This is a genomic window from Pseudoalteromonas sp. P80D2 (genome assembly GCF_036680945.1).
Classification (GTDB): Bacteria; Pseudomonadota; Gammaproteobacteria; order Enterobacterales; family Alteromonadaceae; genus Pseudoalteromonas; species Pseudoalteromonas shioyasakiensis.
On record NZ_JAZDAR010000017.1, the window covers coordinates 154,896 to 175,885 of the forward strand.

At 41.5% G+C, this 20,990-nt stretch carries 23 protein-coding genes; 10 read left to right on the forward strand and 13 right to left on the reverse strand.

Annotated features, from left to right (window positions below):
• Positions 1 to 118: 118 nt before the first annotated feature.
• From VRK28_RS01730 to VRK28_RS01740, 3 genes are read right to left on the reverse strand one after another with little or no spacing between them, the layout of a single operon-like run.
• Positions 119 to 2,350, reverse strand: coding sequence for an NAD(P)-binding protein (locus VRK28_RS01730; protein WP_332393173.1), 2,232 nt, complete (start codon positions 2,348 to 2,350; stop codon positions 119 to 121).
• Between the two features lie 2 nt (positions 2,351 to 2,352).
• The gene (locus VRK28_RS01735) at positions 2,353 to 3,300 is read right to left on the reverse strand and encodes an acetoacetate decarboxylase (RefSeq protein WP_332393174.1); all 948 of its coding nucleotides are present in this window, start codon (positions 3,298 to 3,300) and stop codon (positions 2,353 to 2,355) included.
• Positions 3,301 to 3,346: 46 nt separating this feature from the next.
• A complete protein-coding gene (locus VRK28_RS01740; protein ID WP_062565133.1) occupies positions 3,347 to 3,922 on the reverse strand; it encodes a hypothetical protein in 576 nt (191 codons plus the stop codon).
• A 362-nt stretch (positions 3,923 to 4,284) separates the two neighbouring features.
• Here VRK28_RS01740 and VRK28_RS01745 point away from each other — a divergent pair, with 362 nt between their 5' ends.
• Positions 4,285 to 4,452, forward strand: coding sequence for a hypothetical protein (locus tag VRK28_RS01745; RefSeq protein WP_165381452.1), 168 nt, complete (start codon positions 4,285 to 4,287; stop codon positions 4,450 to 4,452).
• Positions 4,453 to 4,565: 113 nt separating this feature from the next.
• A complete protein-coding gene (locus VRK28_RS01750) occupies positions 4,566 to 5,429 on the forward strand; it encodes a TIGR02285 family protein (protein WP_062565131.1) in 864 nt (287 codons plus the stop codon).
• 61 nt (positions 5,430 to 5,490) lie between these two features.
• Here the strand turns inward: VRK28_RS01750 and VRK28_RS01755 are convergent, their stop codons facing one another.
• The 8 genes from VRK28_RS01755 to rnm form a co-directional block, all read right to left on the reverse strand.
• Positions 5,491 to 6,069, reverse strand: coding sequence for a YceI family protein (locus tag VRK28_RS01755; protein ID WP_054552925.1), 579 nt, complete (start codon positions 6,067 to 6,069; stop codon positions 5,491 to 5,493).
• A gap of 1 nt (position 6,070) precedes the next feature.
• Positions 6,071 to 6,625 (reverse strand): cytochrome b, encoded by a 555-nt coding sequence (locus tag VRK28_RS01760; protein ID WP_062565130.1) that lies wholly within the window; start codon positions 6,623 to 6,625, stop codon positions 6,071 to 6,073.
• A 271-nt stretch (positions 6,626 to 6,896) separates the two neighbouring features.
• A complete protein-coding gene (locus VRK28_RS01765; protein ID WP_062565129.1) occupies positions 6,897 to 7,748 on the reverse strand; it encodes a GNAT family N-acetyltransferase in 852 nt (283 codons plus the stop codon).
• Between the two features lie 167 nt (positions 7,749 to 7,915).
• A complete protein-coding gene (locus VRK28_RS01770) occupies positions 7,916 to 8,278 on the reverse strand; it encodes a hypothetical protein (protein ID WP_062565128.1) in 363 nt (120 codons plus the stop codon).
• A gap of 134 nt (positions 8,279 to 8,412) precedes the next feature.
• Positions 8,413 to 8,706 (reverse strand): putative quinol monooxygenase, encoded by a 294-nt coding sequence (locus VRK28_RS01775; protein WP_062565127.1) that lies wholly within the window; start codon positions 8,704 to 8,706, stop codon positions 8,413 to 8,415.
• A 169-nt stretch (positions 8,707 to 8,875) separates the two neighbouring features.
• Positions 8,876 to 9,712, reverse strand: coding sequence for a segregation and condensation protein A (locus VRK28_RS01780; RefSeq protein ID WP_062565126.1), 837 nt, complete (start codon positions 9,710 to 9,712; stop codon positions 8,876 to 8,878).
• Positions 9,713 to 9,720: 8 nt separating this feature from the next.
• Positions 9,721 to 10,341, reverse strand: a complete 621-nt coding sequence (locus tag VRK28_RS01785) for an L-threonylcarbamoyladenylate synthase (RefSeq protein ID WP_055021149.1) — start codon at positions 10,339 to 10,341, stop codon at positions 9,721 to 9,723.
• A 9-nt stretch (positions 10,342 to 10,350) separates the two neighbouring features.
• Complete coding sequence (gene rnm / locus VRK28_RS01790; protein WP_062565125.1) at positions 10,351 to 11,190, reverse strand: RNase RNM; 840 nt, start codon at positions 11,188 to 11,190, stop codon at positions 10,351 to 10,353.
• A 524-nt stretch (positions 11,191 to 11,714) separates the two neighbouring features.
• On the opposite strand from rnm, the gene VRK28_RS01795 reads away from it, so the two are divergent.
• The 6 genes from VRK28_RS01795 to trpA are packed head-to-tail and all read left to right on the forward strand — an operon-like array spanning position 11,715 to position 18,275.
• Entirely contained in the window at positions 11,715 to 13,283 is a 1,569-nt protein-coding gene (locus VRK28_RS01795) for an anthranilate synthase component 1 (protein WP_062565124.1), read from the forward strand.
• Positions 13,283 to 13,888 carry an aminodeoxychorismate/anthranilate synthase component II gene (locus VRK28_RS01800; RefSeq protein ID WP_062565123.1) on the forward strand — a complete coding sequence of 202 codons (606 nt, stop codon included), beginning with the start codon at positions 13,283 to 13,285 and terminating at the stop codon, positions 13,886 to 13,888. The genes VRK28_RS01795 and VRK28_RS01800 overlap by 1 nt, the downstream gene beginning before the upstream one ends.
• Positions 13,889 to 13,897: 9 nt before the next feature.
• On the forward strand, positions 13,898 to 14,917 hold the full coding sequence (trpD, locus tag VRK28_RS01805) for an anthranilate phosphoribosyltransferase (RefSeq protein WP_062565122.1): 1,020 nt from the start codon (positions 13,898 to 13,900) through the stop codon (positions 14,915 to 14,917).
• The gene (trpCF, locus tag VRK28_RS01810; protein WP_332393175.1) at positions 14,910 to 16,274 is read left to right on the forward strand and encodes a bifunctional indole-3-glycerol-phosphate synthase TrpC/phosphoribosylanthranilate isomerase TrpF; all 1,365 of its coding nucleotides are present in this window, start codon (positions 14,910 to 14,912) and stop codon (positions 16,272 to 16,274) included. Before trpD ends, trpCF begins: the two co-directional genes overlap by 8 nt.
• A 7-nt stretch (positions 16,275 to 16,281) precedes the next feature.
• Entirely contained in the window at positions 16,282 to 17,466 is a 1,185-nt protein-coding gene (gene trpB, locus VRK28_RS01815; protein ID WP_062565365.1) for a tryptophan synthase subunit beta, read from the forward strand.
• Positions 17,463 to 18,275, forward strand: coding sequence for a tryptophan synthase subunit alpha (trpA, locus tag VRK28_RS01820; protein WP_062565120.1), 813 nt, complete (start codon positions 17,463 to 17,465; stop codon positions 18,273 to 18,275). The genes trpB and trpA overlap by 4 nt, the downstream gene beginning before the upstream one ends.
• 223 nt (positions 18,276 to 18,498) lie before the next feature.
• Here trpA and VRK28_RS01825 read toward each other — a convergent pair whose 3' ends face one another.
• Together VRK28_RS01825 and VRK28_RS01830 are read right to left on the reverse strand one after the other, a co-directional pair.
• Positions 18,499 to 19,062 carry a type 1 glutamine amidotransferase domain-containing protein gene (locus tag VRK28_RS01825; protein ID WP_062565119.1) on the reverse strand — a complete coding sequence of 188 codons (564 nt, stop codon included), beginning with the start codon at positions 19,060 to 19,062 and terminating at the stop codon, positions 18,499 to 18,501.
• 137 nt (positions 19,063 to 19,199) lie between these two features.
• The gene (locus VRK28_RS01830) at positions 19,200 to 19,469 is read right to left on the reverse strand and encodes an HU family DNA-binding protein (protein ID WP_054561225.1); all 270 of its coding nucleotides are present in this window, start codon (positions 19,467 to 19,469) and stop codon (positions 19,200 to 19,202) included.
• A 194-nt stretch (positions 19,470 to 19,663) separates the two neighbouring features.
• Between VRK28_RS01830 and VRK28_RS01835 the strand changes: the two genes are divergently transcribed.
• Positions 19,664 to 20,251, forward strand: coding sequence for an inner membrane-spanning protein YciB (locus VRK28_RS01835; protein WP_054561224.1), 588 nt, complete (start codon positions 19,664 to 19,666; stop codon positions 20,249 to 20,251).
• A 58-nt stretch (positions 20,252 to 20,309) separates the two neighbouring features.
• On the forward strand, positions 20,310 to 20,948 hold the full coding sequence (locus tag VRK28_RS01840) for a CPBP family glutamic-type intramembrane protease (protein WP_054552911.1): 639 nt from the start codon (positions 20,310 to 20,312) through the stop codon (positions 20,946 to 20,948).
• Positions 20,949 to 20,990: the final 42 nt, after the last annotated feature.

Consider the following 20,990-nt stretch of genomic DNA (forward strand, 5'->3'; position numbering starts at 1 on the left):
AAAATTGTTAAATTGTTGTAATTTAGTGGTAAGTATAGACCAAACAATAGATTAAAGTCGCATATAAATCATGAAATTTCATGACTTATACGCATACTTTTTTACAACTTTATTCACACTAACCTTTTTCGAATGCATGCTCTCCGCTGATTTCGCTTGGCCAACCACATAGTGCCCGCGCTGTTTGCATACCGGCCATCACAGCAGCCTCAACACAGCCTGCATTAACGCCGGTTTTTATCCAGTCGCCAGTGATGCGCAAATTGACAAACTGACTGCCATCTGTAGCCAGGCGGTATTTACTCGAATCAACCACAGATAGGACATAGCGCTCACTGGGATCGAAATTTACGCGCCAATATTGCTGCTCTAGTACAGGTAAAATGCTATGCGGATCACTGTAAAAAACCTGCCAATCAAACTTGTTATCAGTATAGGCTTCAGGCCAAAGTGGCCGCATATCTGAGCTAAACAAATTATGCATATTCAATTTTACTTCGGCTTTCATTTGCTCTGGGAATTGATGTGCACTGGCAGGTGGGTAGTTTTCGCAGCTAAATGCACTGCAAAAATAGGCAACATTAACTGGTGAGTTGTCACTTGGCCAATCTTCTTTATCGAGCAAGTTGCCCATTGCAGCCCAAGTATCAAACGGCTCTACAAAGCCACTTAAAATAGGCCCTTCATGAGCAGCATTAGTTTGCGTAAAGCCAAGTTGTGGGTCGGTTTTATTCAACCATACTTGGCAAGCCTGAGTCGCCACACTTTGCACTTTTGTTGCTTGTTGAGAAAGCGCGTAATCTACAGCTAAAAGTTCAGAGGCAACGTGTTCAAGAGAGGCAACCGAGACCCCTAAAATCAGTGTATCAAAATCAATACCGTAGCGAAGCGTCACTGTTGGCAATGGGGTACTAAAGTGTTCTTGATACACCTCTGGCCAATTACTCCAAAATGACTCTAAATTAATTTGATATTCTTGCAATAAGTGCGCTTGTTCAGGGCTGATTTGCTCATACAGTGGCTCACTTGGCCAGCATGGCAGCTGTTTTACATCAATGAGCGGTTGATAATCTTGGCCAACTAAACTCACCTGTTGGCAAAGCTCAATTTCACTCACCAGCGGCTCACCTTGGGCAGTTTGCCCAGCAGATAAGTTAGTTAACTGATGGAAAAACTTAAACTTAACACCGCGCTGCTTTAAAAGTTCATAAATTGGTCCGAAAATGACATCGCCCATGCCTGCTTGCATTTTCCACATCACGCCGCCTTTATAGCAAAGCCCTATACGTAACATAGCAAGGGCGGCAACGCCTGCTTCAACATTGGGTTTACTAAAGTCACCTTTAGGGTAAGCAAACACCAAATCATAAAAGCCGCGCACTGGCGCTGAATCAACGCTGTAAGTTTTGTTAGCACCATTTTTTTCGAGCCACTGACGAAAATCGTAGCAATTAATGACACCAAAACCGTCGCGATATACTTTGTCTTTAATCAGTCCTGTGAGCATTGCAATCGCAAGATCGGCACAAATATAAAGTCTGCGCAGCTCTGGGTTGTCTTCGAGTAAATCAATAACTTGGTCTTTAAACCAACGTTTTAACTTTCTGACGATATACCAAATAACCAGTCGATCGGCCTGTTTATCTGTATGGGTGGCCTGCTTTTCGGTGAACTGCAGCAAATGAGTTATCAATGTTCGTGGGTTCGAGGCAATTTCAGTTGCACCTGCTTCAATATCATCAATAAACTGCTTTGCGCCATTTAAATGGGTATCAATGTCTGCTTTGATTTCTTGATACATGTGTTTGAGTAACGATTGATCCCGTGATTTTTTAGTCACTAAAATGGTTTTAGCATCTTGCTGCTGACAAACATGCTCAATGCCTTCGGTCCATTTTTTTAGCCATGCTAATGTCATGGTGACAAAGTCCCACACTGTTATATCTAGACTGCCATCAGCGGGGTTCCCTTCAACGGTAGGAAAATCTATCGGCCAAGTTTGCCATTCGTTATCAATAAACTCTTGTAAAGCAATAAAACTGTGTGGTTTAAATGCCTGCTGCCAAGTTGCCAATGAACAACTAGCTGGTCGATTGAGTGAGTTATACACCCCTTCTAAGGTGCGAAAGCTATTCACGTAGGCGCCAAACCAAACATGTAAACCATGCTCTTCGATTCGCTGTCCAAAATGGGCGTTTCGGCCACTCGCCCCTTTACCGCCAAGTCGCCAACCCTGTTGATAAACGGTAATTTCGCGCTGGCTTTGCCAATTAGCTTGCTCGGTTAAATACACTGCCGCAGTCATCGCTGCAACACCGCCACCGACAATGGTGATTTTTTCTTTTTCCATGGTTACCCCTGTGCTGGTAACAGTTGTGTTGCGCCAAGCTGGTCAAAGTCCATATTGACGTAAAAAGGTAAATGAACCGTTTGTTTGCCAAGTGCGATACCAAACATGTCATTTAGAGGAAAGCTCGCAAGAGCTTTTACATCCAAACTAAAATCATTGTGTAAAAGTTTTAATTGGTGAATTTTTTTGATTAACGATGGTGAGTGAACCACGCTTTGATAAACGGCTTTATCTCCTTGGCCATCGGGAAATTGTTTAAACAAAATCTGATCCATCTGCGGATGAATAAACCCGTCTAACAATTGTTTAAGAAGCGATAAATCAATGCCTTTAATTTGCGCATCAAACAAATCGGTAACGTGTTTAGAAAAATGCGATAAGTTATCGAGTAAGTTTTCCTTGGTACTTGCCTGTGTTTGCTCAATGGTTAATAGCTCATGCATCGCTAATTTAGAGTCAGGGTTAAACACATCAAAACATTCTAAAGAAATACTAAAGGCGCCCGCATCACTCACAGTCGCAGGCATTTGATATTCACAGAGGTATTTATTGTAGCCCCAGGCTTCTCGGCCATTAATCAAAGCATAAATGTTATTGACGCTAATAAATGCCGGATACCAATATAAATGACTAATATCTCCATCGAGCATTTTTGCTACTGGGAGCCAAATAATAATATCGGTTTCTTGCATCCAGCCATGCTCTGAAAACGGTGGCGTTAAGGAAGAAATTTTTTCGATATCAGTGAAGGTAAGTAAACACGTGCTTCCTAACACATTAAACGAGGTTGATTCGGTTGCTAGTAGGTTTAAAGTTGCATCAACATACTGCTGCATTTTTTGCTCACAGCCAGACACAAAAAATCCGTACATTTGCGCGTTGATCATTCGACAAGGTGGTTTAGCAACAGGGTTAGATAAAAAGTGGCTGTAATTTGTTTGGTCCATCATAGTCATTACTTATATTGTTGTTTAGTAATGACTATAGACCAGTTTTTTAATCGTTGGGGACAAGTTCTGAGTTACAACACTCTTTTAGTAGCTGTTCGGTAAATTGCTGATAACCGAGCTGATTAAAATTCTCAGATAGCGGGTTCATAAACCCATGACCATAGTCGGCTATTTCACAGCTCACCTTGGCTTTACTTTTTAATGTTGCAATCACAGGCTTAATATCAAAATGCTCTTCACTGTGAGGAAAAATAAATCGACAAGGAACGTTAGCCTCAAGCTCAAGATGATGTCTAACTTGGGATGGATAAAAGGCAATGATTTTTTTAATGAAAGAATTTTTTAACTCTGCTTGAGCTCGCCAAACAGCGGCTGCGCCTGCACTAAATGCAATAATCGTGGTTGGCTGACGAATAGTAGCCATTTTTAAATGCACTAGCTCAAAATAACTGTCATGGCCGCATTGAGTCATAAAATGTTGATATTGAAACTGCTCATTTATGGGGAGCTGAATTTCCCCCATGTAAGGGTCACAAAGACTCACTTTACCGCGAAGCTGCTGAGCAAGCAGCGATAAATGCGCTGTTTTACCGAATATATCTGATACCAAAAGGTAATTCATAAGCATACTTCTTATTGTTATTTTGTGCCTAATCACAATACGCCTGTTTCTGTTAAACATCCAGAGATTATTTTTGATGTTTAAAAAATAAACCTTGCGCTTAGTTAATTCTTACAGTAATCTACTTGTCTGGTTTTTAGAAACCACGCGGTTAACCCCTTACCTTGATCCAGTAATTCCCGCATATTCGTATAAATACTTGCAACTTGTTTGCTAAATGACATTTTGATGAATTTTCAAATCATCACCAAACTGTCACAAACTTAGTCAACACTGTTAGCAAGACAACAAATGTCGGTCTGTATTTTTAAATGCCTTTTAAAGCTCTACAGACACTGACAAAAGAAAGAGTGAGTTTTATTATGTCATATAAATACAACGGATCTTTGATCCAGATCGCACATCCAGTGCAATCAATCTCGGTAAATAAACAGCGTGTAATTTTTAGTGACACGCAGGGCTTAAAAAATGCCATCTTCCAAAAGGCCAGTGATGCACGCCAATTTGTGAAGTGGTTAAAAGCCAACTAAACCCTACCGATAAACGCCAGCCAACAAGCTGGCGTTTTAGTTTTTACCACCAGCCTGCATATAGCTAAATTCCTGCTACACTTATATTTTTAGCCCATAAATAGGTAGTAAAAATGCGTTGTGTGTGGTCTATTTTACTATTACTTTTTTGCCTGCCCGTTGTTGCAACCAAGCAACCGAAGACCATTGAGTGGATCATGGTCGATTTTGCCCCCTACTACATCATGAATGACAAGTACGAAGGCACAGGTCGTGATGAAAGTGTGATCAAATTACTAGAAAAAGCACTCCCTGAAGTGTCATTTAAACGCACTTTATTGCCGGCTAGTCGTGCCGTACATGAACTATCAAACCCGCACAACAATTACTGTATGCTGTCGTTGTATCAAAACGAGCACCGTAAGCAGCATATTCAGTTTACAAAACACTCATCAACAGTGGGCTTATCACCCTCCATTGCCATACGTAAAGAGTTAGCCGCAAAACTTGAGTTAGACGTCACAAAACCAGTGTCCTTAAAATCGTTATTAGACGATAAACACTTGGCATTAGGGGTATCAATGAGCCGCTCTTTTGGCGCTGATATAGATAGCGTGATTAACGAAAGCCATGATTCAAATATCATCTCACGCCCCGGCAGAGACACCCTCGCAAGCTTGACTTATATGCTACAAAAAAAGCGTATTGATATATTACTTGGCTACCCAAGCGAGCATTACTATTTGGCGCATTCTATGGGCTTTGAAGATGAATTGACCCAACTGTCACTCACTGAAGCACCTGCATTAAGTGTTGGTTACATAGGTTGTACAAACAACGAACAAGGTAAAGAAACAGCAAAATTATTAGATGAAGCCCTTGAAAAAATAGCGCATACAGATGCTTTTCATGACGTTTTAGTACGCTGGCTACCCGATAATTTGCAACCAATTTTAGAAAAGAGATTAAAAGATAGAAACGAAAGTGCCGCTCATTGAGCGGCACTTTTATATTGACCAATCCGAGAATAAAGCGAATTGGTGGTCGTATGAATGGTGCTTACTTACGCACACCTTCAATAAATAAGCCAATATCAACATGCGTTGACGCAGGGCCAAGGTTGTAGTCAATACCATAGTCAGCTAGTTTTAGGCTTGTTTCACCTTCAAAACCAACACGGTAACCACCCCATGGATCTTTACCTTCACCAATTTTATCAATTTCAAAAGTAATGGTTTTAGTCACACCATTTAAGGTAAATTCACCAGTAACATCTGCTTCATCACCGTCTTCATCAAACTTGATTGAGGTACTTTTAAATGTTGCAGTTGGGTATTTATCAACATTTAAGAAGTCTTTACCGCGTAAGTGCTTGTCACGCTCAGCATGGTTTGAGTCGATGCTTTTAGTATCAATCGTTACATTGATTTTAGATGCATTAGGCGCTTTATCGTCATAGCTAAAATCACCTGAGAAAGTATTAAAACGACCATGTAACCAGCTGTAACCTAAGTGCTTAATTTTAAATGTAACAAATGCGTGGGCACCGTCTGTATCAATAACGTAGTCAGCTGCATTTGCGTTTGCTGTTGAGAAAAGTGCAGCACTTAGTGCTGTGCCTAATAGTAATTTTTTCATATTAATCATCCTTCAATGGTTTGATCATTCTAATTAAGGTTTTATCTTTATCGATAAAATGATGTTTTAGTGCCCCTAAAGCATGTAAAACAACCACAGCTATTAGCCCATACGCGGCATAAAAGTGAATTTTACCTGCAATATCTTCTTGGTTCGCGACCGACTCGGGTAATGCCGGTACAGCAAATAAATTAAATACTTCAATTGCACGGCCATCAGCCGTAGAGATTAAATAGCCTGATGTCACAATGACGATTAAAGCTAAATAAATTAGTTTATGGACTGAGTGTGCAACTCGATTCATTGCTTTTGGACTACCTGCAACAGGCTCAGGTTGGGTGCCTAATAAGCGCCAACCAAATCGAAACAGCAATAATGCCGCTAAGGTAATGCCCACGCTTTTATGTAAGTCCAAAGAGCCTTTGTACCAAGCGTCGTAATAGGTTAGCTCAACCATATACACGCCTAAGCCAAACAAACCAAACACCCCAAGTGCCATTAACCAATGCAATAAGATGGCAACCCAGCCATAACTTGACTTTGAATTCTTTAACATGCTCATTTCCCATGAGAATCGTGAAACTAAATATAGATTAACCGATGGGTTATATAATGAAAATAGCGTAAAACGAACAGCTTCTGTGCGTATATGCACACCCAGGGAAAGGAGAAAGTTGTAAGGGGAAAGGGGAAAGAGAAAAAGGTGCTAGGTGCTAGGTGCAAGGTGCTAGCAATATTATGAATACTCGTTGATAAAAGCGTTTAATTTTTAACGTGATAAATTTTTAGTTTTACTCACAACCGTTTAATCACTCAACCCAATAAACTCAGCCGATTTCAAAAGAAGTCACGCCAAAAATACGGTTTAATGGCAAGCTAGGACATTCGTCGGTATACATCCTGGCGGTTTCGAACGACACTTGCATGTTGTACTTCTGTGCTAGAACAACAGCAGCTTGATTAATTTCTGGCGTATCAAGGAAAATAGCTTCAGATGCACTCACTTTAGATTTAAAAGCAAGGAACAAAGATTCGGCCAATTCTGGTGAGTCGGCAAATAAAGGGCCAATTTTAAAGCCGTTCTGGCATTTGCGAATTACCCCGTATCCTGCCAATTCCCCATTGTGCATTACGCCCAAAGCGTCGCATTGGGGTTGGCTTAACCAGGCTTTGGTAAAGTTTGCTCTATTTACTGGGAAAAAAGCCTGTTCGTATGCGTCAATAATTTCGAATGGCACAGTAGCAAGATCAACAATATCTGAATTTTGCTGTGAATTACCACCACCGACTCCTGCAAAACGAATATTGCGATAAGCCAGGTTAAAACCAGACTTTTTATAGTTTTCTTGCTGTTCCACCACACCATCAAGGCCGATATTCAACCCTTCAAGGCGCTTTAACGCGGCATTCCAAATTTGTATTCCGTAACCTTTGCCACGGTAATCAGGTTTAACAATGTAGAAGCCGATAAAGCCAAATGCATCGTGATAATTAATGGCAGAAATTGTAGCAATAGGCTCATCGCCAAGAAAACCAACAAGAAATCCTTCAGGATCAGCAGCAAAATAACACTCTGCATCATTAAGGCCTGGATTCCAGCCTTCTGCTGCAGCCCAATCAATCATGAGTTCAACTTCCTTCTTGGTCATGGTTTTGATTGTAATGTGTTTACTTTGCATCTGATTTCCTTAAAAATTTGAATATAGGTGAAACTTAAAGATACTTGTAAATGATGCTACTTAGAGCATGCCTATTTTTACAAGTGCATACCTAAATATAGACGGCTAATTAATTGGAGCACACTAAAGTTAGCCGCTATAAGAACGTATAAAAGATGCTATTACAATTATATTTTACTTGCTGTTATTTCAATCTTATACACTTCAACACCCTCAGTCCCAACCTCAATCGTTGCAGGTTCATTAAGGTTTACCATTAACTTAGGTTCTTGAAATTTATTGTAAGAGCCATTTTCAAATTTATAGAGTGCTGATGTTAGTGTCACAGTTTGGTCGTCCAATGTAGGGGTTACATCAAATTTAAGAATATCATCTGCAGTCACTGTTTGAGTTTTGTCTTCTTCAGTTTTAACAACGTGCGTTTTTACAAGTTGATTATTCAAATAAAGGTTAAGGTCTAATTGCAAATTTTCTGCAGCTGAGGCTCCAAATGCAACGAGAGATAACAGTACCATTCCTAACTTTTTCATTATATTTTCCTTAATAGTAGGCTTACCCCAAAATGGGGAAAGCCAACTTATCAGGTACTGAGACTTGGTGCAATTTTTTAACATTCTGTAAGTTAAGTGTTTTTATTCCATATGAAGCAAACTTTCGTTACGAGCTACTTCTTGACTGGTGATGACTCAAAGATCTCGTAATGTCGCTCAACACAAGTTGTTACTTTACCCCATAAAGAGTTTTTAACTCTTTGCTGATGATATTCAAATGCCGATTTATCTATAAACTCTTCGTATACATCAAAGCGAAGTGGGTTTTCTGTATGTTCAGTAACACTGAAAGTAATGCAACCTGCCTCTTCTAGGGTAAGACGCCTATGAGTCACCAACTCAGATTTAACGTTCTCTAAGTCAGACTCAGGAACTAAAATAAACCCTTTCAACGTTACTTTTGACATAAATATCCTTTTAGAACGAGTCGGAACATAACGACAAGAACTGGGTAGTCGCAAATTGCAGGCGCCCTGATATATTTATCAGGCCCTCAACTAGTAATGACCCAGTTTTAATAATTGATCTACTGCCTTTAAAACTTACCGCTTAAAGCTTAAAACTATTAACTTTCAGCTATTCGCCTTCTTCCACCAAACCAACATAAATCTGGCTATTGGCATCTACCTGAAAGCAGCTGATCAGGTTTTCTTTCACCAGCTCTAACATCGCGATAAAGCTTACTACAACACCACTTCTGCCCTCTTCTACCGTAAAAAGAGTACTAAAAGGCAACTGTGATTGCGCTTCTGAGAGTTTATCTAAAATTAAGCTCATGCGCTCACGGGTCGATAAGGCTTCTGCGGTAATATGATGGTGTTCAAATGTTTTGGCTCGGGCCATAACGTCGCTTAGGGCAACTAACAGGTCTTTCATGTCAACGTCAGGTAACAGTACCTCACGCTCACTCAATTCTGGCACCAGTGCTTCGGCTACAAATATATCGCGGCCTTCGCGAGGGATCTCATCAAGATTTTCTGCGGCTTTTTTAAATTGTTCGTATTCTTGTAAACGTCTTACAAGCTCAGCTCGTGGGTCTTCTTCCTCTTCAAGCTCTTCATGTTTTGGTAGCAATAATCTTGATTTAATTTGTGCTAATAACGCTGCCATGACAAGGTATTCACCAGCCAGTTCAAGCTGAAACTCACTCATCATTTCAACATAACTAACGTATTGCTCTGTAATACTAAAAATAGAGAGTTCTAGTACATCGAGTTTATGTTTTTTGATTAAATACAGAAGTAAATCGAGAGGACCTTCAAAGGTTTCTAAAATGATCTCTAACGCATCGGGTGGAATATATAAGTCTTCAGGTTTATCGACCACCGCTTTGCCATGCAAAAAAGCCAGTGGCAGCTTTTGCTGTACTGGCTCTTGTAAATTATCTGGCGCGTCAAGCTCTGGGCTAGTCAATGAAGTCTCTACTCAAATGGTTTAGTATCACCACAACCGACACGTAAGATTTCGATATCATCATCCGACAAGTCAATTACTGTGGTTGCCTGTTCAGGAAGATAACCACCATGAATAATTAAATCAACTTGCTTTTCAATGCGATCGCGAATTTCATCAGGATCAGCCTCGGTATATTGCTCACCCGGTAAAATTAAAGAGCACGACATTAACGGCTCACCTAATTCAGCCAATAAAGCACAGGTGATTGGGTGTTCGATAACACGAATACCAATGGTTTTTTTCTTTTCGTTTAATAAACGCTTTGGTACTTCTTTAGTGCCTTTAAAGATGAACGTATAAGGCCCAGGGGTGTTATTTTTAATTAATCTGAATAACTGATTATCAACACGAGCATAAGTAGATAGCTCTGATAAGTCACGACAGACCAAAGTAAAGTTATGGTGTTTTTCAATACCACGAATACGTTCGATGCGCTCTTTTGCTTGCTTATTACCAATGTTACAGCCAAGTGCATAACCCGAATCGGTTGGGTATACGATAACACCGCCCTGCTTGATAATATCAACCGCTTGGCTGATTAAGCGTGGTTGCGGATTATCTGGATGAATATGAAAAAACTGACTCATTACACGCTCCTATTGCCCTTCCCATGCTTGCCAAACCCCTTGGCAATCTTTTGGTAAGTATAAATTTTTACCTAACTCCAACCAACTGGTCGGAAAATGAAAATCTGACCCTTGTGATGCAAGTAAGCCATATTCACGACTCAGTTCACCTAAAAACTGGCGCTCACTGGGTGCTTGCTGTGGTTGTGCAACTTCCATCGCATCGCCACCTGCGTCTTTAAATTCAATAATTAACTTACGTAGCCATTTGTTAGACATTTGATAACGCCCAGGATGAGCAAGAACGGCAACCCCACCGGCTTGGTGAATGGCAGCAATTGCGGTTTGCATATCACACCAACTACTTGGTACATAGCCTGTTTTTCCTCGCCCTAAGTACTTTTTAAATACTCCAGGAAAGTTTTTAGCAACACCACGCTCAATCAGTGCACGGGCAAAATGCGCGCGTGTGATCTGGGCGTTTTCAGCAAATGTTTTTGCTTGGTCGTAAATGCCTTCAAAACCATTTTTCGCAAGGCGACGACCTATCTCTAAAGCGCGCTCTTCACGCTTGGCTTGTTGCGCCTGTAATAATGACAAAAGTGCGTCATTTTCATCATCAACATTTAAGCCAACAATATGAATTTCAAAGCTTTCCCATTTTGTCGATACTTCAACACCAGCAATTAGTTTAAGCGGTAAATTATCATCTGCAATAACTTGGCGTGCTGGTTTTATTGCACTTAACGTGTCGTGATCGGTAATTGCAAACACATCTATGTTTTTCTCAACCGCGCGGTGTAACAATTGCTCGACTGATAGCTGACCATCTGAGTATGTGGTATGGCTATGTAAATCGTATTTTATCAAAGGGAAAGACTGCTTTACGTAAGTTCTTGAATCAATGATGTGAGTATAACAAAAATTTAGTGTCAGGGCGTGATTATCTTTTTAGGTTAGACATATATACCCACATAATTGGGCAATTACGAGAGGTAAATGCCCAACACGTATTAATATGTAAATTAATGCTTGACAGTATCGGCTTAGGTACGCTTTACTGTATGCACTTTCAGACACGTTAAATAAGTAATAACAATGAACAAAACAATTCAAATCACAATTTGGTGGTGGCACTCGTAACTAGCGGGTGACGAATTGTCGTGTCTAACGATTTCAAAACCCGCTCATGTAGCGGGTTTTTTTATATCTAAATTTTAAGGCTTTATAATGAATTACATAGCAACTCTTACACATCATTGGTGGTGGCGCCTGGCTTAGCGGGACGGTAAGGGTCTATCTAATTTATAGGCATCTTTATACGAACCCCGCCAAGCATAGCTTCGCGGGGTTTTGTTTTTTAAAGAGTTTTTGGGAATGAGGGAGAATGAGGTTTGATTTTTAGTCATATAACAACGACACCGGGTGAAGTAACCAGTATCACTCAAGTGCGCGACTACATCAGTAGCCCACTTGCGTTATACAGTTTACTCGATAAGCCTAATTCACTGCTGTTAGAGTCTGCTGAAATTGATTCTAAAGACAGTGTAAAAAGTCTAATTTTGGTTGACTCAGCGCTACGTATTGTTTGCCAAGGCAAACAGGTCACACTCACTGCACAGTCAAATAACGGCAAACAATTACTGCCTTATTTACAAACTCATGTGCAAAACTGCTCTGCTGAGCTTGTAGAAGACACATTAACGTTAACCTACAACGAAGTAGCAAGCGACATTGATGAAGCCAGTAAATTAGTAGCAGATAACGCTTTTAGTGCGCTACGTAGCTGTATTAATAGTATTAAAAGCACCACAGATAACCCATTTTCTGTGTTCTTAGGCGGTGTATTTGCCTACGATATGGTTGCTAATTTCGAAACTCTTTCTGATGTGCCTGACGGCGAAAACAGCTGCCCTGATTATGTTTTCTACCTAGCCGAAACGTTAGTTGTCATCGACCATCAAGCAAAAACAACCGAACTAATTGGCAATGTATTTAACGGCCCTGAAGTTCATGCTAATTGCTTTGAGGTTGGTCAACAGTTAGAGCGTTTAAATGCCGTATGTGACAATGCACAAAGCTACCAAGGGCAAAAGCAAACAGGCTCAAACCCAATTTCTGTTGATGTTAGCGACGAGCAATACTGCGAACACGTCATCAAGTTAAAAAACAACATCGTTGATGGTGATATTTTCCAAGTTGTTCCGTCACGTACTTTTTCTCTCGCCTGCCCAGACTCACTTCATGCTTACAGCCAATTAAAACTACAAAACCCAAGCCCATATATGTTTTACATGCGCGATGAAGAATTTGTGTTATTCGGCGCATCACCCGAGTCAGCCCTCAAATATTGCGCAGAGAGTAAACAAGTTGAGGTATACCCAATTGCTGGTACTCGCCCTCGTGGCAAGTTTGCTAACGGGCAAATTAATCCAGACCTAGACAGCCGCATTGAGCTTGAACTTCGTAACGACCAAAAAGAACGTGCCGAGCACCTGATGTTAGTTGATTTAGCGCGAAATGATGTAGCCCGTATTAGCGTACCAGGCACACGTCATGCAAAAGAATTATTAAAAGTAGACCGCTACTCACAAGTAATGCATTTAGTTTCACGTGTGGTGGGTACTTTAAAACCTGAACTCGATGCGCTGCATGCTTACCAAGCTTGTATGAACATGGGCACCTTAGTGGGTGCACCTAAAGTACGCGCTGCTGAGTTAGTTCGTCAAACCGAACAAAAACGCCGCGGCAGCTATGGAGGTGCAGTGGGTTATTTAACGGGCGATGGCGCCATGGATAGCTGTATTGTTATTCGCTCTGCGTTTGTTAAAAACGGCACGGCCTACGTACAAGCAGGTGCAGGTGTGGTGTTTGATTCAGACCCACAATCAGAAGCCAATGAAACCCGCGCTAAAGCACAAGCTGTGATCACTGCGATTCAATCGACTTACGAGGCACAATAATGACGACAACATCAGCCTATAAAATCTACTTTTTAGATAACTTTGATTCATTTAGTTATAACTTAGTCGATGAACTTTCTATGTTAGGGTGCCAGTTAGTGGTATACCGTAATAACATCAGTGCACAAAGCATCTTTGACAAAATGTGCCAAGAGACAGTACCCGTGTTATTAGTGCTTTCACCAGGCCCTGGCGCGCCATCTGATGCGGGTTGTTTAATGGAACTCATTGAACTATGTAAAGGCCGCTTCCCTATGCTGGGTATCTGTTTAGGACAGCAAGCTCTAACACAAAGCTACGGCGGGGTTATTGGTCATGCCGGCGAAACTGTGCATGGCAAGTCATCAATTATTACGTTGACTGAGCACCCTGTATTTGCGGGTATGGGCGATAAAATGCCGGTTGCTCGTTATCATTCATTAATGGCAACTAAAGTCCCTGATGATGTTGAAGTAATTGCTTGTTATGAAAATATTCCAATGGCAATTTACCATCAACAAGATAATGCCCTTGGCTATCAGTTTCATCCTGAGTCAATTTTAACGCCAAATGGCGCATTGCTATTACAGCAAAGCATTGAATTTTTAACAGCACGCGTGCAGTAGAGGAATAACATGGAAGCAACAACTCAAACCCAGTTAAACCAATTATTAGCAAAGCAAGATTTATCATTTTCGCAAGCAACTGAATTGTTTGACGCCATCATGAATGGCAAGCTTAATGATATTGAATTAACTGCCGCACTTATCGCCCTAAAACTAAAAGGCGAAACAAGTGATGAAATCGCCGGTGCTGCAGCATCAATGCGCGCCAATGCAGTGCCATTTCAAACCAACAAAACCTTGCTTGCCGATAGCTGTGGTACCGGTGGCGATGGATCAAACACAATCAATATTAGTACCACGGCTGCTATTGTTGCCGCCGCTGCGGGCATCAACATGGTCAAACATGGTAATCGCAGTGTGTCGAGTAATTCGGGCTCTGCGGATTTACTAAAGGCCTTGGGTATCAATATTGATGTGAGCCCTGAGCAAGCTGCCCATTGTTTAGAAAATACCGGCTTTACATTTTTATTTGCCCCGCATTATCACAGTGGTGTACGCCATGCGATGGGTGTGCGTACGGCCCTTAAAAGCCGCACAATTTTTAATATTTTAGGGCCACTGGCCAACCCTGCTGCCCCTGAGGTGCAATTGCTTGGTGTTTATGACCCATCGCTGTGTTTACCAATGGCCGAAACCTTAAAAACCCTTGGCACAAAACGCGCTATGGTGGTTCACGGTGCAGGCACTGACGAAATTGCCTTACACGGGACAACCAAAGTGGTTGAACTTAATAACGGTGAACTGAGCGAATACACGCTAACAGCGAGCGATTTTGGTCTTGCAAACTATTCACTTGAACAACTAGCAGGCCAAGGCCCAGAATATAACGCAAAAGCAAGCTTAGCGATTTTACAAGGTCAAGGTGAAATGGCGCATAACGCAGCCATTATAGCCAACGTTGCCGCTCTTCTTTATTTAACCGATAAAGCAAGTGATTTAAAAGCAGCCGCAGATCAAGTAAGCGAATTTTTAGCATCAGGCAAAGCGATGGACACATTGAACGCAATTATTGAGGTAAGTCATGGCTAACGTGTTAGACAAAATTGTTGCCGACAAACGTATTGAATTAGAACAAAGAAAAGCACAGCGCCCGCTTGGGTCATTCATTAGCGAGGTTGTGCCAACCAAGCGAGACTTTGAAGGCGCATTAGCAGCAACCGGTACGCAGTTTATTTTAGAATGTAAAAAGGCCTCACCGTCAAAAGGACTTATTCGCGAACCATTCAATTTAGAGGAAATTACATCGGTTTATAAAAAGTACGCAACCTGTATGAGCGTACTAACGGATGAAAAATATTTCCAAGGCAGCTATGAGTACCTTGAGTATGTGCGCAGCCAAGTTGAACAGCCGCTTATTTGTAAAGACTTCTTTATTGATGAGTACCAAGTTTATTTAGCACGCTTATCTGGTGGTGATGCCATTTTATTAATGCTCTCTGTCCTTGATGACGAGCAATATTTAGCGCTTCATAAGGTGGCTGATTCTTTAAATATGTCGGTGCTCACTGAAGTTAGCAATGAGCAAGAAGTGAGCCGTGCTCTTGCACTTAATGCCAGCCTTATCGGTATTAATAACCGCGACCTTCGTGATTTAAGTACTGACCTTGCAACAACAGAGCGTTTACGTCAGCTTATCCCAAATGACAAAGTGGTGATTTCAGAGTCGGGCATTTATACCCATAAAGATGTAAAACGCCTTGCGCCATTGTGTGATGGCTTTTTAATTGGCAGCTCACTGATGGCTGAGCGAGACTTAGAAGCCGCATGTCGTAAAGTGATTTTAGGTGAGAACAAAGTGTGCGGTTTAACCCGTTCACAAGATGCGATGGCAGCCTACGCCAGTGGTGCTGTGTATGGTGGCTTAATTTTTTATCCTAAGTCACCGCGCTATGTCGATATCGACTGTGCCAAGCAAGTTACGCAAAGTGCCCCACTCGCGTATGTGGGTGTGTTTGTCAATGCACCGCTTGAACAAGTGGTCGATTATGCACAAAGCTTAAAATTAGCGGCCGTGCAATTACATGGCGATGAGAATAGCGAGTATATTCAAAGTCTCAGAAAGCAATTACCGCTTGGCTGTGAAATTTGGAAAGCCCAAGCAGTTAAAGGCGAATTACCTAAACCGCTTGAAGGGGTTGATCGCCATTTATACGACACTTACAGCAAGAGCCAAAAAGGCGGCACAGGTGAAGCATTTGATTGGTCAGTGCTAGAGACGGCAACCGTGCCGTTTATGTTAGCCGGGGGTTTAAACCCAGAGAATATCCATGCAGCGCTTTATCGCGGTGCTAACGGCCTTGACCTAAATTCTGGCGTTGAAGCGTCAGCGGGTAAAAAGTGCCAAACAAAATTACAAAATGCGTTTTCGCATATCAGAAATTATTGAGGTTAGAATGCAAAATCCAGCTTATTTCGGTGAATTCGGTGGTATGTTTGTACCACAGCTGCTTGTGCCAGCTCTCAAGCAACTAGAAGCAGAGTTTAATAAATCACAAAACGATCCAGCTTTTCAGGCTGAGTTTGAAAAACTATTAAATGAATACGCAGGTCGCCCTACACCATTAACACTGACACGTAACTTAGTTAAAAACCCTAAGGTAAAACTGTATTTAAAGCGTGAAGATTTACTGCACGGTGGTGCGCACAAAACCAATCAAGTACTTGGTCAAGCACTCCTTACCAAACGCATGGGTAAAAAAGAAGTCATTGCAGAAACAGGTGCCGGCCAACACGGTGTTGCAACGGCCCTTGCCTGTGCCCTACTTGGCTTAAAATGCCGCGTTTACATGGGTGCAAAAGACGTAGAACGTCAGCAACCAAATGTATTTCGTATGAAACTAATGGGCGCAGAGGTTATTCCTGTCACAGCGGGCTCTGGTACTTTAAAAGACGCAGTAAACGAAGCACTGCGTGACTGGTCAGCAAATTATAAAGATGCTCACTATTTACTAGGCACTGCAGCAGGCCCTCACCCATTCCCAACCATGGTGCGTGAGTTCCAAAAAATGATTGGTGAAGAAGCAAAACAACAAGTGCTTAAAGCTGAAGGTCGCTTACCGGATGCGGTGCTGGCTTGTGTAGGTGGTGGTTCTAACGCCATTGGTATGTTCACAGACTTTATTGATGAGCCAAGCGTAAAACTAATTGGTGTAGAGCCTGCTGGTAAAGGCTTAGATACCCACCAGCATGGTGCCACCTTATGTAAAGGCACCAAAGGCATTTTACACGGGACCTATACCTACATTATGCAAGATGATGATGGTCAAATTGAAGAGTCTTACTCAGTGTCAGCAGGTCTTGATTACCCAGCTGTTGGCCCACAGCATGCTCATTTGCATGAAACTGGCCGTGCTGAGTACGTAGGTATTACCGATACTGAAGCACTTGAAGCATTCCAACTACTGGCTAAAAACGAAGGGATCATTCCAGCACTTGAATCAAGCCATGCCCTTGCATATGCCCTTAAATATGCCGAGCAACAAACCGAAGACACCATTTTAGTGGTTAACCTAAGCGGCCGAGGCGATAAAGATTTGGCTCACGTACACAGTGTTTTATCAGAAGGAGGCGCACTATGAGCCAGACTAACCGTTACGGACAACTGTTCGCCACATTAAATGAAACAAACCAAGGTGCTTTTGTACCCTTCGTTACGATTGGCGATCCTAATAAAGCACTGAGTGTAGAAATAATCAAAAGCTTAATTGATGGCGGCGCTGATGCCCTTGAGCTAGGTATTCCATTTTCTGATCCGATTGCTGATGGCCCAGTGATCCAAGCTGCTAACATTCGTGCACTTGATGAAAACATTAATACCCAAGATTGCTTTGATATCATTAAACAAGTGCGCCAGTACAATGCCGATATTCCAATTGGCCTATTATTGTATTCAAACCTAGTCTTTAAGCGTGGCCTTGAAAAGTTCTATCAAGATGCTAAAGAAGCAGGTGTTGATTCAATTTTAGTGGCTGACGTACCGCTGCATGAATCAAAGCTATTTCGCCAAACAGCAATGAAAAATGGCATCGACCCAATTTTTATTGCTACACCGAATGCAGATGATGACACTCTTCGAGAATGTGCGTCATATGGCCGTGGTTATACATACCTTCTTTCACGCGCAGGTGTAACAGGCACAGAAACCAAGGCACAAATGCCAGCAGATTCATTAGTCAAAAAACTAAAAGATTACCATGCTGCACCGGCATTATTAGGCTTTGGTGTATCAACACCAGAAGATGTTAAATCAGCACTTGAGTCAGGAGCCGCTGGTGCGATTTCAGGCTCAGCTGTTGTTAAAATTATCGAGGCAAACCTTGATGACCAAGCAGCGATGCTAACTGGTTTAAAAGAATTTGTAGCCAGTATGAAAGCAGCTACAAAGTAAGTTTGTTTTATTACTTCAAAAAGGGCCATAAAGGCCCTTTTTTGTGCTTAACAATTAATGATGGCGGTGAATGCCCTCAATACCAATTCGCTTAATTAAGCGGGCTTTTTGAGGCAAGAAAACCTGTTCGGTAACAAGGCAAAAATTTTGTAGTTTAGTTGTTCTAAATAAAAAATTTTTAACGCCGTTAACGTAAGGTTTAATCCCTCAAAATGAGTGCGTATTAGTGCGAGTTGGTATCTATCTCTTCTATGAATTTTCGATTAAAGGCCTCTAAGTCGGCTGGGCTTCGGCTTGTGACTATACCCTCATCAACACATACTTCTTGATCAACCCAATTAGCTCCTGCATTGATCAAATCTGTTTTGATACTTGGGTATGAGGTTACTTTGCGCTCCCGTAGTTTGTTAATTTCGGCTAATAGCCATGGACCGTGGCAAATCGCAGCGATAGGTTTATTTTTACCGGCACTGAAAAAACCATCAACAAAGGCTTTTGCTTCGCTATCTTGACGTAACGTATCTGGGTTGAATAAGCCACCAGGCAGAAGTAACGCGTCATACTCTGCAGAGTCAGCTTCACTGACTACACGGTCAACACTGACTCGCTCACCCCATTGGTTTTCATCCCATGCTGTGATATCACCACGCTCAAGTGACACAACTTCGACAAGTGCACCAGCTTCTAATAATGCGCTTCGTGGTGACAATAGCTCGCTTTGCTCAAAACCATTGGTTGCAAGAATGGCAATCTTTTTACCATTCAGTTGGCTATTTAAATTTGACATGCTATCTCCTTATTTAGGTAAACCTAAACAATTAATAGCAGACAACATGCCAAACTTAATAGGTTGAAAATATTGAATAAATTTCCAGGTGTTCTATTTATGCTCTGTAAATACTACACCCGCTTTGCAAATCCTGCTTATAAACCGTCTTTGAGTGCTTTAGCAGGTTTAAAAACTGGCTTGTTAGCGCCTTCTATTTCAATTTCTTCACCGGTTTGTGGGTTGCGTCCTTTGCGTGCTGGGTAATAACTTAGAGCAAACGTACCAAAGCCATTAATTTGCACTTGGTCGCCCTCAGAAAGAGACTTTTCGATAGCATTTAACATGCTGGTTAATGCAGCTTGTGTGTCTTTTTTTGTTAATTCACTGTGGGCAGCCATTTGCGATACTAACGCGGCTTTATTCATAAAAAGTGCTCCAAAATACGCCGCTTAATCATCTGAGGTTAAGCGGAAAAAGATAAGGTAAAACAACCTAAACGCAGGTTTAGGCCAGATTGGCCCGGGAGGCTAAGCTTTCAGGGCTGTTAAGTCAACCTTGTATCTTGCGTGATAACTTGATACAACCCAGTATCTTTTTAAATTAGAGCATTTATAAATTTATGCATGCGATTATTGAATACATCCCGCTGATTTTATTTTTTGCGGTTTTCAAGTTAGTTGATATTTATTGGGCAACAGCCTTGCTGATGCTAACCACCTTAATTCAAGTTGCTTACTGTTATTTTAAAGATGGTAAAGTGCCAACCCGTCACTGGGTGTTTTTTGCTATAGCGGTGGTGTTAGGTACCCTCACCTTAGTGTTCCACGATGAGCAGTTTGTTAAATGGAAAGCCACCATTGTGTATGCCATTTTCAGTGTTACTTTGTTAGTAAGCCGCTATGTACTTGGCAAAAACTTAGTGAAAAAAGCACTTAGCTCGATTTTAGAAAATGCCTCTGAAAGTAAACAAGAAATCAATGTACCTGAAGCCCTTTGGAATAAGCTTAACCTATTTTGGGTTGCCGTGACTGCAGGTATCTCGGCGCTGAATATCTACATTGCCTATAACTTCTCGCTCGATTTTTGGGTTAACTTTAAAGTGTTTGGCTTAATGGGCATTACCTTTGTTTGCGTGTTAGCAACGATCATCACCCTGTTCAAATACTTACCTGAAGATGACGAAGAGAAAGATCCAAAGCAATCTTAATGTCATAAATCTGTCGTCTTAGCTTGTTAGCGTAAACAAAAAACACGCTGAGACGACATTGAACGCTAACCAATACCGCTGGCTTGAATTTACCCTCATATTTGTTTCTTTGCCGCTATTAGGCTTCTTTCTTCGTGCCTACCTCGCTAACTGGCTTATTCCTGCCCTTATTATTTTAATGGCTGTGTGCGGCATGTTGCTTTTATCTGATCCCCATTTTAAACGCTTTCGTTTAACAAGCCTTGGGCAATTTAGTGCGGTAAAACGTCGCTTATTTAGTTTCTTCTTTTTAGGGGCGCTATTCTCTGGAATGTTTTACGGCATCATGAATCAAGAAAATTGGTTTTCACTGCCTCGAAACTCATTTAACGATTGGCTAATGTTGTTATTGCTCTACCCCATTTTATCGGTGATGCCGCAAGAACTTATTTTTAGAACCTATTTTTTCCATCGTTATAAACGCATTATGCCAAGTAAAACAGTGCGTATTATTGTCAGCGCATCAGTGTTTGCGTTGGCTCACATTGTCTATGCGAATGTATTGGCCGTATTGTTGGCATTTTTAGGTGGGCTGCTTTTTTCTTACACCTATGCGCAAAGCCGCTCGACCTTCGTGTGCGTGATTGAACACAGCTTATGGGGACTGTGGATGTTTACCCTTGGCTTGGGTGATGTGCTCGATGCCGGGGCCTTTTAAAATAAAAAGGTAGGTATAAAAAAGCCGCGCAAAATGCGCGGC

Bases quoted from the DNA above. Each gene is read 5' to 3' on its own strand.
- trpD (WP_062565122.1), top strand. From the start codon at position 13,898: ATGGAAGCAACAACTCAAACCCAGTTAAACCAATTATTAGCAAAGCAA.
- VRK28_RS01745 (WP_165381452.1), top strand. From the start codon at position 4,285: ATGTCATATAAATACAACGGATCTTTGATCCAGATCGCACATCCAGTG.
- VRK28_RS01750 (WP_062565131.1), top strand. From the start codon at position 4,566: ATGCGTTGTGTGTGGTCTATTTTACTATTACTTTTTTGCCTGCCCGTT.
- VRK28_RS01800 (WP_062565123.1), top strand. From the start codon at position 13,283: ATGACGACAACATCAGCCTATAAAATCTACTTTTTAGATAACTTTGAT.
- VRK28_RS01770 (WP_062565128.1), bottom strand. From the start codon at position 8,278: ATGAAAAAGTTAGGAATGGTACTGTTATCTCTCGTTGCATTTGGAGCC.
- VRK28_RS01730 (WP_332393173.1), bottom strand. From the start codon at position 2,350: ATGGAAAAAGAAAAAATCACCATTGTCGGTGGCGGTGTTGCAGCGATG.
- VRK28_RS01755 (WP_054552925.1), bottom strand. From the start codon at position 6,069: ATGAAAAAATTACTATTAGGCACAGCACTAAGTGCTGCACTTTTCTCA.
- trpCF (WP_332393175.1), top strand. From the start codon at position 14,910: ATGGCTAACGTGTTAGACAAAATTGTTGCCGACAAACGTATTGAATTA.
- VRK28_RS01775 (WP_062565127.1), bottom strand. From the start codon at position 8,706: ATGTCAAAAGTAACGTTGAAAGGGTTTATTTTAGTTCCTGAGTCTGAC.
- VRK28_RS01835 (WP_054561224.1), top strand. From the start codon at position 19,664: ATGCATGCGATTATTGAATACATCCCGCTGATTTTATTTTTTGCGGTT.
- VRK28_RS01740 (WP_062565133.1), bottom strand. From the start codon at position 3,922: ATGAATTACCTTTTGGTATCAGATATATTCGGTAAAACAGCGCATTTA.
- VRK28_RS01785 (WP_055021149.1), bottom strand. From the start codon at position 10,341: ATGAGTCAGTTTTTTCATATTCATCCAGATAATCCGCAACCACGCTTA.
- trpA (WP_062565120.1), top strand. From the start codon at position 17,463: ATGAGCCAGACTAACCGTTACGGACAACTGTTCGCCACATTAAATGAA.
- VRK28_RS01735 (WP_332393174.1), bottom strand. From the start codon at position 3,300: ATGATGGACCAAACAAATTACAGCCACTTTTTATCTAACCCTGTTGCT.
- VRK28_RS01825 (WP_062565119.1), bottom strand. From the start codon at position 19,062: ATGTCAAATTTAAATAGCCAACTGAATGGTAAAAAGATTGCCATTCTT.
- VRK28_RS01760 (WP_062565130.1), bottom strand. From the start codon at position 6,625: ATGTTAAAGAATTCAAAGTCAAGTTATGGCTGGGTTGCCATCTTATTG.
- VRK28_RS01765 (WP_062565129.1), bottom strand. From the start codon at position 7,748: ATGCAAAGTAAACACATTACAATCAAAACCATGACCAAGAAGGAAGTT.
- trpB (WP_062565365.1), top strand. From the start codon at position 16,282: ATGCAAAATCCAGCTTATTTCGGTGAATTCGGTGGTATGTTTGTACCA.
- VRK28_RS01830 (WP_054561225.1), bottom strand. From the start codon at position 19,469: ATGAATAAAGCCGCGTTAGTATCGCAAATGGCTGCCCACAGTGAATTA.